12 protein-coding genes and 1 pseudogene are annotated in these 13402 nt (G+C 33.6%); 3 read left to right on the forward strand and 10 right to left on the reverse strand.

Features of this window, described 5'->3' with window-relative positions:
* Window positions 1-6: 6 nt before the first annotated feature.
* The 4 genes and pseudogenes from OC533_RS04305 to OC533_RS04320 all read right to left on the reverse strand — a co-directional run.
* Window positions 7-1698, reverse strand: a complete 1692-nt coding sequence (locus OC533_RS04305) for a retron Ec67 family RNA-directed DNA polymerase/endonuclease (RefSeq protein WP_194323305.1) — start codon at window positions 1696-1698, stop codon at window positions 7-9.
* A gap of 433 nt (window positions 1699-2131) precedes the next feature.
* Entirely contained in the window at window positions 2132-3316 is a 1185-nt protein-coding gene (locus OC533_RS04310) for a helix-turn-helix domain-containing protein (protein WP_061105536.1), read from the reverse strand.
* Window positions 3317-3348: 32 nt separating this feature from the next.
* Entirely contained in the window at window positions 3349-4110 is a 762-nt protein-coding gene (locus tag OC533_RS04315; RefSeq protein ID WP_003726408.1) for a hypothetical protein, read from the reverse strand.
* A 451-nt stretch (window positions 4111-4561) separates the two neighbouring features.
* A pseudogene (locus OC533_RS04320) lies at window positions 4562-4743 on the reverse strand (spermidine/putrescine ABC transporter substrate-binding protein); the annotation flags it as partial.
* A 181-nt stretch (window positions 4744-4924) separates the two neighbouring features.
* Between OC533_RS04320 and OC533_RS04325 the strand changes: the two are divergent.
* The gene (locus OC533_RS04325; RefSeq protein WP_185505337.1) at window positions 4925-5296 is read left to right on the forward strand and encodes a MerR family transcriptional regulator; all 372 of its coding nucleotides are present in this window, start codon (window positions 4925-4927) and stop codon (window positions 5294-5296) included.
* 84 nt (window positions 5297-5380) lie between these two features.
* Entirely contained in the window at window positions 5381-6154 is a 774-nt protein-coding gene (locus OC533_RS04330; RefSeq protein ID WP_194323304.1) for an SDR family NAD(P)-dependent oxidoreductase, read from the forward strand.
* Between the two features lie 60 nt (window positions 6155-6214).
* Here the strand turns inward: OC533_RS04330 and OC533_RS04335 are convergent, their stop codons facing one another.
* The 5 genes from OC533_RS04335 to OC533_RS04355 are packed head-to-tail and all read right to left on the reverse strand — an operon-like array spanning window position 6215 to window position 10549.
* Entirely contained in the window at window positions 6215-7288 is a 1074-nt protein-coding gene (locus tag OC533_RS04335) for an ABC transporter substrate-binding protein (RefSeq protein ID WP_010990613.1), read from the reverse strand.
* A complete protein-coding gene (locus OC533_RS04340; protein WP_003721373.1) occupies window positions 7285-8091 on the reverse strand; it encodes an ABC transporter permease in 807 nt (268 codons plus the stop codon). Before OC533_RS04340 ends, OC533_RS04335 begins: the two co-directional genes overlap by 4 nt.
* Window positions 8088-8897: an ABC transporter permease gene (locus OC533_RS04345; protein WP_194323303.1), complete on the reverse strand. Its 810-nt coding sequence runs from the start codon at window positions 8895-8897 to the stop codon at window positions 8088-8090. Before OC533_RS04345 ends, OC533_RS04340 begins: the two co-directional genes overlap by 4 nt.
* Window positions 8897-9991 carry an ABC transporter ATP-binding protein gene (locus OC533_RS04350; RefSeq protein ID WP_003765964.1) on the reverse strand — a complete coding sequence of 365 codons (1095 nt, stop codon included), beginning with the start codon at window positions 9989-9991 and terminating at the stop codon, window positions 8897-8899. Before OC533_RS04350 ends, OC533_RS04345 begins: the two co-directional genes overlap by 1 nt.
* A gap of 15 nt (window positions 9992-10006) precedes the next feature.
* A complete protein-coding gene (locus OC533_RS04355; RefSeq protein ID WP_160464077.1) occupies window positions 10007-10549 on the reverse strand; it encodes a helix-turn-helix domain-containing protein in 543 nt (180 codons plus the stop codon).
* A 210-nt stretch (window positions 10550-10759) separates the two neighbouring features.
* On the opposite strand from OC533_RS04355, the gene OC533_RS04360 reads away from it, so the two are divergent.
* Window positions 10760-11230 (forward strand): isoleucine--tRNA ligase, encoded by a 471-nt coding sequence (locus tag OC533_RS04360; protein WP_194323302.1) that lies wholly within the window; start codon window positions 10760-10762, stop codon window positions 11228-11230.
* A gap of 43 nt (window positions 11231-11273) precedes the next feature.
* Here the strand turns inward: OC533_RS04360 and OC533_RS04365 are convergent, their stop codons facing one another.
* Window positions 11274-13322: a Na+/H+ antiporter gene (locus OC533_RS04365; RefSeq protein WP_185500889.1), complete on the reverse strand. Its 2049-nt coding sequence runs from the start codon at window positions 13320-13322 to the stop codon at window positions 11274-11276.
* Window positions 13323-13402: the final 80 nt, after the last annotated feature.

Raw genomic sequence — 13402 nt, forward strand, 5'->3', positions numbered from 1 at the left:
ACGTCTTTACTTTTCATTCTTATAATTCTCAATAATAAAATCCAAATTTTCCAACATAGGCTTAAAGTTCGAAAAATCTATTTCTCTATACTCATTATAAATAAAATTTGAAAATCTTTCTTTACTATAATACTTGTTCAAATCCATATTTTTTTCTCTAGAAAACTTTTTCCCATTTATTTCGTGATTTAATGTAGCTTGATCGAAGAGATCCTCAATTTCACATTCCTTTTTGTTTTTCACTAATGGATTCATTAACAAATATAAACTACCTTCTATATTTAGATAAGACTCTTCTGTTAGTATAACTCTTCTATCTTCGCTCAGTTTAACGTAATCAATGATTTTTGAAACAGGTTTATTATTATTGGAAATTTCATTATCAAAAATTAAAATTGTTGGATTAGAAGCAATTTTCTTCGTTAAAATTTTAAAAGTTTTTAAATAATTTGGGACCTTATTATTTTCAATATCAAAAAAATATTTGCAAATATTTTTCATTGTATCTGCTCCATCTTTTTTTATATTCAAAAAATGTGCTAGCCGATTTGTTCTTTTCAAAAAAGCTACTCTAAAATCAAATTCTCCATCTTCTTTTTTTACTATTAAATTAGGAAATTCCAAATGATGCGTTTTCAATGCAGCCTTTATATAATTAATATCTGTCTTTCCTTCTGTCACAATAATTGGTTTATTATTAGCATAAAAATATTTATAAAATAAAAAAGCTTGGTATTGCTTTTCAAATGCATTTAGATTATTAAAGTCATGCTTGGAAGAATCGATAACATTATTATACCTTTGGACTTGATTTATAAAAGAGAATCTACCTTCCAATTGGTTTAAAGTCCCATTTTTATCATCAATTTGAAACTCACCTGTTTTATATAATCTATGAGCCATAGCTCTAGTTTCTTTATAATACCTTCTATCCACATTTATTTTTTTATTTACAACTAATCCGGTAACTAGTTGCCTAGAATCTTTGAAATTCAGATTTGTTTTATTCTTATTTAACTTAAAACCCGCCTTCTCTATTTCTTTTGTAAGTTTATGTAAAAAACAATCTATTTGATCTATAAATTTTTTATCATTAGTTGAAAAAGTTAGATCATCAGCGTATCTCGTGTAATCTAATTTATAATTTTTGGCTAACTTTAATATTCTCATATCCATTATTTTACAAATGAAATTTGTAATTATAGGGGAACTAGGTGCTCCCTGTGGTAATGCTCCATTGAAACATGACAATTGTGCAATTATTGTTGCTACTTCTGTAGATAGTTCAAAGTCCTTATTTTTTTCAAAAAAGCCCCTAACTCGTCCAAAGTGAAAGCTTTCAAAAAAACTCTCCAAATCTAGGTTATACACAATTTTTTTATTTCTATGGATTTTAGCATTTGAAATTATACTTTTTCCTTTCTCAAACCCATGAGAAATATTAGGTGTTTTACGTTTACTTTTTTGTAAAATTTCCTGATATTTAGTTAATGAAGTAGCCAACTTTTTCTGCAATGCCTTCAATTCACTTTTTGGTGCATTAATATTTCGAACTCCACCACTTTTTTTGGGAATTTCGAACGAGTAGTACAAATTTTCTGTTCTTTTTATGTAAAGTATATATGTTAATCTTTTTATAGGTATATTAAGATAATCAGCTAGGTCTGTTCTATTCTCTATATTTTTTAAAGTTTTCATCCTGTCTTCTCCTTAAATTATACGTGTGGCTACTCCTTACGCAGAGCGCACGTTACTCCTATATTACTCTTGAGTAGGTAAGTTTAGAGGTGAGCAAAGTTCCCACCATTTTAGTCAACACTTGCGAAACACAAGTACAAAATCTAGCCACACGCTTATATAATTATAGCAAAACAAAACGGCACTTACAATTAAATCTGAAGTGCTTTTCACCTATCAAATTTATAAACTATTTATAAATTGATGTGGAATAAAGTTTTTATACTAAAAAAATTAAATCTCTTCTATCATAACAATTCTAAGTTCCATGTTACGAATTGTAAAAAACAAGCAGAAATATAACTCGAAAACATTCATAATCGATTATGAAAATATGTAAGTCGACAGCCTAAATAAAGAAAGGCGTTCCTACGAGAACGCCTTTCAACATTAATTAGCTTCCTCTAGAGAACAAGGATACAACATTTGAGTTATTAAAATACTCCCTATTAGTCTCCTCAACATACTGACTTAGAAATTTATCTTCAAGTCCAAATAGTGATTCTAAAAATGAACGATCAATATAATAATGGTCTAAAATTTCCTTTAAAGGAAATACATGATTTTTAAAAATCAAGTCTAGTAAAGAGCGAACCTTCCCTGGTCTAATAATAGCAATATCTTCATCAAGAGGCTCATTCTTTCTGTAGCCTTTTCTATTTAAAGTTGCATAAAAGTAACGATTTTCTTCAAATGTCAGAAGCCCCAGTTTATAAGCACGGTACTCCAGTGAACCAATTGAAACCATATATTTCATTTTCAAATCTAGGTATGATTCAGGATTAGATTTCTTTTTTATAATTGAAAAATCTTTTAAAAACTGCTCTTTTGGCAATAAGAAAAATGCCGCAAAATCATTTGCTTCTTTTTCGATTTTTTTATGCTCATCTTTCGTCAAGCTATCCATATCAATTTTATAATGGAGTAATAAATGACCCAATTCATGTGCTAAATCGAAATTTCTGCGAACAGCGGATTTCTTTTTGTTCCCCAAAATAATAAATGGTTTTTCTTGATTCGTCCAAGTGCTGTATGCATCAATACTTGCACCCATGTTTTTTTCTAATACATAAATTCCAGACAGTTCAAGCTTATACAATAAATCAGCATTTGTTTGAATATCTAAAGTTTTCCGTGCTTTTTCAGCGATAATTTCAAGGTTCAGAAGTTTGTTATTATTATCTGTCGCTAAATTATATAATTGAATAGATTCATTTCTTAATAATGTAATAGTACTAACTGGAAGATTTAGTCTATCTTCAAACTTATCCAGGAAATAGCTTACAAAATTAATAAAAGTCGTTTCCATTTTTGTTTTCTTGCGAACCTCTCGATCTTCAGCTCGATAAGCAATACTTTCCACCTTAGAAATATTAGTTATAAATGGTTCCGAGTAAAAAAATTGAGCTTTTACATTAAAGACTCCTTTCAACTCATTAACCACTTCAAATTTTGGAACAGTATATTGATTTTCATATTGCCAAATTGCTTGTTCACTTAAATTTAATTTGTCAGCAAGTTCCTTTCTGGAGAGACCATTTAATTCCCTGACACTTCTTAATTTCTCTCCGAAAAACATTATAATCACATCCTTGCTTATTTGTTAAAAAGTTAGTTTCCAGATTCTTCTTTTTCTTCAGGAATTGAATAACCAAACGAATTTGTATCGCCTGAAAAGATTGTATTTTCTGGAGCTTTTTCATTTTTAATTGGTTCTACATCTTCATCGGTAATTTCGTACTCATTACCTTGGATAAGATAACTTAAATCTTCAATAAGTTCTAAAGTCATCGTTTGACGGTTTGGCATAGTTAATTTAATAGATTCAACAAATTTAGTCTCATCATGAATTTCATAAGTTACTATATAAAATCGAGAATATTTTTTACTTACATTCAGCTGAGTTCCTTCAATTACTGCCTTTATTTCTTCAGGATCATTTAATTCGAGTTGAATCTGCTCTGGTTGGATAACAAAGTTTCGAGAGATATTCTTTAATACAGGTGTGTTTATATCTGCTAAATTCACTAAATAATTATCCTCATTTGTTTTCTTTTTTTGCTCATCAAAAGATTTTTGTACTCTTCTAGAATTTTTTACGATAACCATATAATCTTCTGAATTCTCGCTAACTGTAAACTGCAAGTATTCCCATGTGTAGCCAGCTTTTTCGATTTTAAACTGGACATTTTTCATTTGTCCAATTTTAGAAACTTGGTCATCGATATGATTTCCTTTTGTCCAAGCATAAGCGCCGCTAACATTCATTGTCTCTTTTTTGCTTTTTCTCTCTTCAAGATACTGTAAATAACCTTTTAAAGTTCCATCAACTATTGCTTTACTAATTGTTTTATCTAATTTAAATTCATCCATCTATATTCCTCCCATCTATTCATCTATGCTAGTATACAACATTTTTAAAGTAAAAACATTAATTTTTATTTTTTTTTAAAGTTTATATTTAAATTCAGTCATATAACTAAATAAACTCCAACCATCACCAATATTCTTTTCATCATTAGATTTAAAAAAATGTTTACTTCTTTAAATATAATAACTCCAAATACAATAATTAGTCTGAAAAAATTCTGCCAAATTTGTAAATAAATCCAAAATAAATATTTAATTTTATGCATAGGTTCTCTAATTGAAGTCCTTTAAAATAAAATATTAAAATCGACAATTTGCCTCTTTTTAAAAGAAATTTAGAGAACCAATAGTAAACACTCTAATTTATTATCCTTAATCTTCGTTAATTGAATATACTTCCATCTTTTCCCTTTTATTTTCGGTAAATCATATACTTCAATAATAATTTATTATATTACGATAGCATTCGTTTACCAAGGTTATCTGTACTTCTAAACTAGTAATCTTATCCATATATAGGTAAACAGGTTCATCACTTGAAATTTCTTTTTGTAATAATTTGACTTCTTTTTCATTTGGTGTTGCGTAGCTGACATATTCAGTATTAATTGTGGTATTCTCAGAGTTTAGCATAAATTAATAAATTTATACGTGCCAACCGTTTCATTGTCCACCATGAGAAGTTTAATCTCATCCAATTTATCTCTGGCAGCTTACAAAGGGACTTACGAGTATTCCATACTATCTTTCCCCGCTCCTTTTTATGTAGTAAGCTGGAGTTAACACCATATCCATTTAAAAGAGGAGATGATTACTCGTGAATTACACAATTGGTGCATTTTCAAAAGAAGTCGGCTTATCAATTGATACATTACGATATTATGAAAAAGAAAAACTAATTTTACCAAAAAGAAATGAGATTAACCGTAGAATTTATGATAGTTCGGATATTACTTGGATTAACTTCATAAAAAAATTAAAGCAGACAGGCATGCCAATTAAAGATATTAAGGAATATGCAAAACTTCGGTATCTGGGAGATCAAACCATCGAGCAACGAATGACTTTGTTATATAAGCAATACGATATTTTAGTTGAGAAAAGGGAAGAAATTGAGCTATATACCCAGTTTCTACTAAATAAAATAGATATTTATAAGGAAATGTTAAGTGAACGAGATATTAAATAATTTCTGCTCGTATAAGAAGAGTTGACATGGTGTTAACTCCAGCATTTATAGTTGATTCATACTAAAATGCTAGGAGGAATTGCCATGAAAAAATATGTTGTCATCACAGGTGCGAGTTCGGGTATTGGCTATGCTACCGCTAAACAGTTTGCAAAACGCAAAAAAAATCTAATCTTAATTGCCAGAAGAGTAGCTAATTTGGTGAAGTTGAAAAACGATATTGAGAAGGAAGTACCTGAAGTTGAAGTCCTAATCAAAGCGATTGATTTAACAAAAATAAATCGGTTAGAGAAATTATTTTCTGAATTGGACCTTTATTTCATTGAAACGTGGGTAAATAATGCTGGTCTAGGATATTATAGTGAAGTTAAAAACCAGAACCTAACTAAGACTTTACAGCTTCTTCATTTGAATATTGAAGCTTTAACAGTTTTATCGGTCTTGTATGTTAGAAAGTATCATGACCAATCAGGTACACAACTAATTAATGTTTCTTCAGCAGGTGGCTATACGATGGTTCCTACTGCAACAACTTATTGTGCTAGTAAATTCTATGTCAGTTCCTTTACTGAAGCACTAAGTTTGGAATTACGAGAAAGCGGTTCTCCACTTCAAGCAAAAGTATTAGCACCAGCTGCCACCAAAACCGAATTTGGGCAAAAAGCAAATGATGTAAGCGAATATGACTATGACAAAAAATTTAATAATTATCATACAAGTGATGAAATGGCCCAATTTTTATTGGATTTGTATGACAGCGATAAAATTGTCGGCATGATTGATAGGAAAGCATTCTCATTTACTTTGACTGAAAATTTGTTTTCATACGCAAATCAAGCCTCATCTAATCAAAAATAAGGAACCGTAAAAAAGACTCTTGTATTAGAATACAAGAGTCTTTTTGTTTGAGATGAAGCTTTATTTCCGGTACATCTTAAACTCCAAAAACAATTCATTATAATACGACAGCATTCGTTTACCGAGGTTATCATATACTTCTAAATTATTTAGTTCATCCATATCCGGATAAAAACGTTCGTCACCCGAAATTTCTTTTGGTAATAATTTGACGGCTTTTTCATTTGGTGTTGCATAGCCAACATATTCAGCGTTAATTGCGGCATTTTCTGGTTTTAACATGAAGTTAATAAATTTATGCGCCCCATCGACATTTTTCGCCGTTTTTGGGATGACCATGTTATCGAACCATAAATTGGAGCCGTCTTTTGGAATAACATATTCTAAATCTTCATTTTCACTTAGCATTTCTGCTGCTTCTCCGGAGAAAGTAACCGCGACACCCGCTTCATTGTCCGCCATGAGAAGTTTAATCTCATCGCCAACAATCGCTTTGACATTCGGCGTCATCGTTTCTAGCTTGTCTCTGGCAGCTTGTAGGTGGGATTTATTCGTATCGTTCAGTGAGTAACCGAGACTATTCAGCCCAAGTCCCATCACTTCACGCGCTCCATCAATTAGCAATATTTGGTTTTTCAATTCGGGATCAAATAATGCATTCCACGTATCGAAATTTTTATCCGGGAACATTTCTTTATTATAAATAATGCCAAGCGTTCCCCAGAAATACGGCATCGAATATTTATTATCGTCATCAAACGACAAGTCCATAAAACGCGGATCAAGGTATTTTTCATTTGGTAGTTTGGAATGATCAAGCGGAATCAGCAAATTTTCTTCTTTCATTTTACTAATCGCGTAATCACTTGGCACCGCAATATCAAAGGTCGTTCCACCTTGCTCGATTTTCGTCATCATCGCTTCATTAGAATCAAATGTTTGGTAAATAACTTTGATGCCTGTTTCTTTTTCAAATTTAGTAATGAGCGATGGGTCAATGTAATCGCCCCAGTTATAAATTGTCAGCGTATTGCTCCCAGCGTAGCCCTCAGAACGGTTCATCGTTGTTGCAAGTAGCATCATTAGGAGTGCGACAACAATTACTGGTACAAAAATTTTCAGCAGTTGCTTCATTCTTTCGTCGCCCCCGTCCGAATATTTTTACTTGTATTACGTTGGTTGATAAAGTAATAACCGATCACGAGAATAATCGTGAATAGGAAAATCAGTGTCGATAAAGCATTGATAGAAAGCGAGATCCCTTGTCTTGCTCGAGAATAAATTTCTACCGCTAAAGTTGAGAAGCCATTTCCGGTTACAAAGAAAGTCACCGCAAAATCATCTAGCGAGTACGTTAATGCCATGAAAAATCCAGCTAAAACGCCTGGCATAATATATGGCAAAATAACTTTTGAAAGCACTTGCCACTGGCTTGCTCCTAAGTCTCGGGCAGCATCCATTAGCGTCGGGCTCATTTCTTGCAATTTCGGCAAAATCATCAATACGACAATCGGAATACTAAAAGCAATATGCGAAACTAGGACGGAAATAAAACCTAATTTTACGCCTAAAATCGTAAAGAAAATCAAGAAACTAGCACCAATAATAACGTCCGGGCTAACAATCAACACATTATTCAAACTTAAAAGCGAGTTTTTCGCGAATGGTTTTGGCATAAATTTAATCGCCAGCGCCCCGCAAACTCCAATAATTGTCGCAATAACCGAAGAAAGCAGCGCAATTACAAACGTATTTAAAACAATAATCAGTAAGCGCGTATCTTGGAAAACTTCTTTATAATAGCCAAGCGTAAATCCGCTAAAGTTATGCATTGTGCCACCTTTATTAAACGAATAAAAAATCAAATAGAAAATCGGCGCATATAAAATCACAAAAACAAGTACTAAATAAATCGTACCCCATTTACTTTTCTTCATTTACGCGCACCTCTTTTCTTTTTCGAAACCGTTAGGAACATAATTAAAATCATCGCAATAATTAAAAATACACCAATCGTCGAACCCATTCCCCAGTCTTGCGTGACAAGGAAATGTTCTTCAATCGCTGTTCCGAGCGTAATCACACGGTTTCCTGCAATTAATCGCGTAATCATAAAGAGTGATAGCGCTGGAATAAAAACAGCCTGACATCCTGATTTCACACCGTCAGCAGTAAGTGGGAAAATCACTCGTCTAAATGTCGTCATACTCGATGCGCCTAAATCGCGTGACGCTTGAATCAACGTTGGGTTAATTTCCTCAATTGCATTAAAAATCGGTAATATCATAAACGGAATAAAAATATAGGTTGATACAAATAAGAAACTAAAATCCGTAAATAAAATCTGTTTCGAGCCAATTCCAAGTATTTCTAAAAATTGATTCGCCGCCCCGTATGTCCCAAAAATCCCAATAAAGGCATACGCTTTAAGCAGTAAATTGATCCAAGTCGGTAAAATAATGAGTAATAACCACAATTGTTTATGTTTTAGCTTCGTTAACAGATACGCTGTTGGATAAGAAATCAACAACGTAAAAACGGTAATTAAAAACGCGTACCAGAACGAACTAGCTGTCATTTTTAAATATACAGGAGTGAAAAAGTGAATATAATTATCTACCGTAAAATTGCCATCTACATCAAAAAAAGAATAATACACAATTAATAAAATCGGTGCGACAACAAAAAGTAAAATCCAAAGAACATAAGGAACGAGATAAACTGTACGAGTGCGTCTATTCATTACTGCACCTCATCGTAGCTATCAAGCCGCTTATCGAATTCTTCCTCCGTTTCCCCAAGACGCATAACATGAATTGCCTCTGGTTCAAACGCTAAGCCAATCTTATCACCCACACGAACTTTTCTCGTTGTGTGAACAAGCCATTCATTTCCATCAATATCAATACAACCAACTTCATAATGAACACCGCGGAATAGCATCCAATCAACGGTTACTTGAAGTTTTCCTTTTTCAGCCGAAGTAATCTCTAGATCTTCCGGACGAATAACTACTTCAACGACTTCATTTGGGCGGAAACCTTGGTCGACACATTCAAAACGTCTTTCCACAAATTCCACTTCGAAATCTTGTATCATTTTGCCATTAACAATGTTGGATTCTCCAATAAAATCAGCAACGAACTTATTAATCGGCTCGTCGTAAATATCAATCGGCGTACCGCTTTGTTGAATTTCGCCTTTATTTAATACAAAAATTTCATCGCTCATCGCAAGTGCTTCTTCTTGGTCATGTGTCACAAAAATAAACGTAATCCCAAGACGTTTTTGCAAATCGCGCAACTCATATTGCATTTCAGTACGTAGTTTTAAATCAAGCGCTGACAGTGGTTCATCAAGCAAAATAACTTCTGGTTCATTGACGATTGCCCGCGCGATTGCGACACGTTGTCTTTGTCCGCCAGACATTTCGCTAATTTCTCTTTTTTCATAGCCTTTTAAGTTAACAAAGCGCAGTGCTTCTTGTACTTTTTTATCGATTGCGTCTTTTTTTAGTTTTTTAATCCGCAGTCCAAAAGCCACATTTTCGTACACGTTTAAATGTGGAAATAACGCATAATCTTGGAAAACAGTATTTACAGGACGTTTATTGGCTGGAATTTGGTTAATTACCTTATCCCCTAAGTAGATTTGTCCTTCTGAAGCTTCTAAAAATCCGGCAATTAAGCGCAAAATGGTTGTTTTCCCGCAACCAGATGGGCCAAGCAAAGTATAAAACTTCCCTTTTTCTATTTCAAAGCTGACATTGTCAAGCACTGGTGGATCATTATCAAATTGTTTTGTTACGTTTTCAAAACGAATAATTGTTTCTGTCACAATCATTTACCTCCCTTATAAATATGAGTCTGTCGCAACTAAGATGAGTGTCGCTTGTTCATTTGATCGATTAACAATTTGATGTTCATCTGCGGCGTGGAAATAAATTGCTTCTCCTTTTTTAGCCACATACTCATTTCGACCAAGCAGCACGGTCACTTCCCCTTTTAGCACGTAGGCGAAAGTTTCTGAAAGTGATGGTTCAAAGCTTTTAAAACAACTGTTTGCTTCTATTTCAAGTAGCACGGGTTCCATTTCTTTTTCATTTGATTCTGGAACAAGCCACTTAATTCTGTAACCTTTTTCTTCATCTTCAAAGAAAGTATGCTCTAGTTCTCCGTAAATTACTTTTTGATTATGTTCTTCTTCATCAAAGAAATCTTTCGGAGTAGAACCTAACACTTCCAAAATAGCAAATAACGTTTCGATAGAAGGAGAACTCAAATCTCGTTCTAGCTGAGAAATATATCCCTTCGTCAAATCCGTTCGTTCGCCTAATTCTTCTTGTGTCAAATTCTTGCTGAGCCTAAGATTTTTTATGCGTTTGCCAATATCCATGTCAATGTCCTTTCTTTCAAGTTTAGTTATAGTAAACCTCAAGTCATAGAAGTTTACTAATATTAAACACAAAGTTTACTTACAGCAAGCTAAATTATACAACAAAGCTTCCACATGAACAATAGTTTTTTTTGATTTTTTCTAAGTTAGACAATGTTTGTTTTTAATGCTAAGATTTGGTTATAAAATCAACATTGGTGGTACACAAATATGAAAAACTATCCTTTCTTCAAATATAATATGAATATCAAAACTTTCTTTACTTTCATCGTTGCCTTAGCTATCTTGGGCCTTGGTCTCTACTTGTTTATTACTTATGAGGTCCTTCGAGTTTGGCAATTTTGGCTTTTATATGCCGTTTTTATTATTTCAACTATTAATATCTTCTCCACTTATGTTAATGGTACTGTATCGATTAATAATCGCGCGCTTTTTTATAAAAGAGGATTTTCGGATAAAAAATATCCTTTTAGTCAATATATGCTGGAATGTGACACTAGGTTGCACGGGCGGACTATTTCTTTTCTTCCCTATTACACTATCAATATTCTTAATTTAGAGACAGGGAAAGAAGAAAAAATTAAGCTCCGAAATGCCGCCATCACTCATAGAAATGGCAGAAAGAACTTCCACTTAGAAATAGAAAATCTCGCTGAACATTTAAGAAATATGCAAGCTTAAATAGAAAGCCCCAAGAACATTGCGTTGTTCTTAGGGCTTTTTCTTATTCTAAAAAGTCATCATATAAGTATGTTTCAATCATGTTGAGATTTTGGCGTAAGTCCCGGGCTAATTCCCTTGAGATCCCGCCTTTTTCAAACATATTCTGAATAATATCACGTTCTAATTGGAAAGCAACTACTTGGACTTCGCGTTTTTTCTGTTCGAATTTTGCGCGTTTACCTCTTGGACTGTGCTCTTTTCTCACGCGTTCTAAGAAAATAGTGTGTTCGGTAATTAGTGGTCCAATTATATCAACATTCTCTTTCGTTAATTGTTCTTTGAGTTTAGAAATAATAAGTACTTCATTTTCTTCTCGTAATTGGCGAATTGCTTGGAATCGTTCGCTGTCTTTAGAAATACCTTTTTTCACTTTATGGGTGATTCTACCCCATTTTTTCGGGTGAATGATAAGCATTATTAGACGATAAAGGAACATCCATGCTGTTTTTATTTTTGTTCGGAAGCGCTGTTTAATCGCTTGTTCCATCATATTAAGATAGTGTTGATAACGATAGCTATCTGTAGCAACAATGCGTCCTTCATCGGTCATTTTTTGGGTGTTTTCACGTTCCCACTGGATAATTTCTAATCGTTTCGCACGTTCTCTTTCATCCATGCCTCGATTCGAAATATTATTTTGCTGTAAATCATAAATTCGTCTGCGGTAATCTTCAATTACTTCATCTGTTGCGGCTTTCGTTTCTGGTAAAGTCTGTTCTTTCAATTCTCTGATGACATTTCGAAGTATCCGAATCCGTGTCGCAATTTCAGCTCGTTCATCCTCCGTTGTCACTTCTTCACTTTTTGCTAGTAACGGTAAGATAAACGTCGCAATAACTAGCGTACACAGAATAACACCTGACGCTATAAAGATAATCAGTGAGCGCTGCGGAAATAGTGATCCATCGTCTAAGAAAAATGGAATTGCGAGCGCACTGGCAAGCGTAACTGCCCCGCGAACACCAGAAAGCGATGTGAGCACAACTGGTCTAAACTTAGGTAGCTGTGTCTTTTTATTCTGTTTTTGCCTTTGTTTTGCGCCAATGCTCCATGATATGTAAACCCATAAGAAGCGCAGTAAAATCAAGGCTGCTGTGATAGAAAGTATATAAGCAATTACTTGTAAATTGCTACTACCGGAATCATTCCATACTACCTCGGTAATCGCAGGAAGTTGCGTACCAAGCAGTAAAAACACTAAGCCATTTAAAACAAAAATAATAACCGACCAAGTACTTTGCGAAACAACATTTAATTTAACTAATTGTGGATCCATTTTCTTTTGTTCCATTGAATGCATAATCCCGGCTGCAACTACCGCTAAAATTCCTGAAACGTGTAATTCCTCTGCCGCTAAATAAATAATAAATGGCGTTAAAATTTGGATAAGCATGTGAAAAGTAACATCTTCCATCCCAAGACCACGAACCCATTTTAACAATCGGAATTTTAACCAACTTAATACGAGCCCTACTAAAATACCACCAATCGCGATAATAAAAAAGCTAATACTCGCATCCATTAAACTAAATACGCCTGTCACCATCGCAGCAATCGCAAATTGGAAAGCAACTAATCCTGAAGCATCATTAATTAGCGCTTCTCCTTCTAGTAAATTCATAATCCGTTTTGGCAAATTAATCCGCCCAGAAAGTGAACTAACGGCTACAGCATCAGTTGGCGCAAGAGCCGCTGCAAGAGCAAAAGCTGCTGCAAGTGGAACGGTTGGAATCATCCAGTGGACAAAATAACCAATCACAACAACCGTCGCAAACACAAGCCCGAGCGCTAATACTAAAATCGGCATCCGCATTCCCCAAAGTGCCGCTTTATCCGTCTGTCTGCCATCATTAAATAGCAAGGGTGCAATAAACATTACAAGAAAAAGTTCTGGATTGAGTTGTAAATCAAACGTAATTGGCATAATAGCGATAATTACACCAAGTCCGATTTGAATTAACGGCACCGAAACAAAGGGAACAAACCGATTAAGCAAATTAGAAATAAAAATAGCTACAAGTAATGCTAAAACATATAAAAATATCTCCAATATGTACCGTCCCCTTTCGTTTATTCTCCTATATTATTATGAAGCAAAATAAACGATCTCGCAAATATAAAACAGCCCTG

It is taken from the genome of Listeria sp. Marseille-Q6474 (assembly GCF_946902005.1).
Classification (GTDB): Bacteria; Bacillota; Bacilli; order Lactobacillales; family Listeriaceae; genus Listeria; species Listeria innocua.

What these genes read in the sequence shown, in the direction of transcription:
- OC533_RS04355 (WP_160464077.1), bottom strand. Translation starts at nt 10,549, where the DNA reads ATGGATATTGGCAAACGCATAAAAAATCTTAGGCTCAGCAAGAATTTG.
- OC533_RS04340 (WP_003721373.1), bottom strand. Translation starts at nt 8,091, where the DNA reads ATGAAGAAAAGTAAATGGGGTACGATTTATTTAGTACTTGTTTTTGTG.
- OC533_RS04330 (WP_194323304.1), top strand. Translation starts at nt 5,381, where the DNA reads ATGAAAAAATATGTTGTCATCACAGGTGCGAGTTCGGGTATTGGCTAT.
- OC533_RS04315 (WP_003726408.1), bottom strand. Translation starts at nt 4,110, where the DNA reads ATGGATGAATTTAAATTAGATAAAACAATTAGTAAAGCAATAGTTGAT.
- OC533_RS04335 (WP_010990613.1), bottom strand. Translation starts at nt 7,288, where the DNA reads ATGAAGCAACTGCTGAAAATTTTTGTACCAGTAATTGTTGTCGCACTC.
- OC533_RS04305 (WP_194323305.1), bottom strand. Translation starts at nt 1,698, where the DNA reads ATGAAAACTTTAAAAAATATAGAGAATAGAACAGACCTAGCTGATTAT.
- OC533_RS04345 (WP_194323303.1), bottom strand. Translation starts at nt 8,897, where the DNA reads ATGAATAGACGCACTCGTACAGTTTATCTCGTTCCTTATGTTCTTTGG.
- OC533_RS04360 (WP_194323302.1), top strand. Translation starts at nt 10,760, where the DNA reads ATGAAAAACTATCCTTTCTTCAAATATAATATGAATATCAAAACTTTC.
- OC533_RS04310 (WP_061105536.1), bottom strand. Translation starts at nt 3,316, where the DNA reads ATGTTTTTCGGAGAGAAATTAAGAAGTGTCAGGGAATTAAATGGTCTC.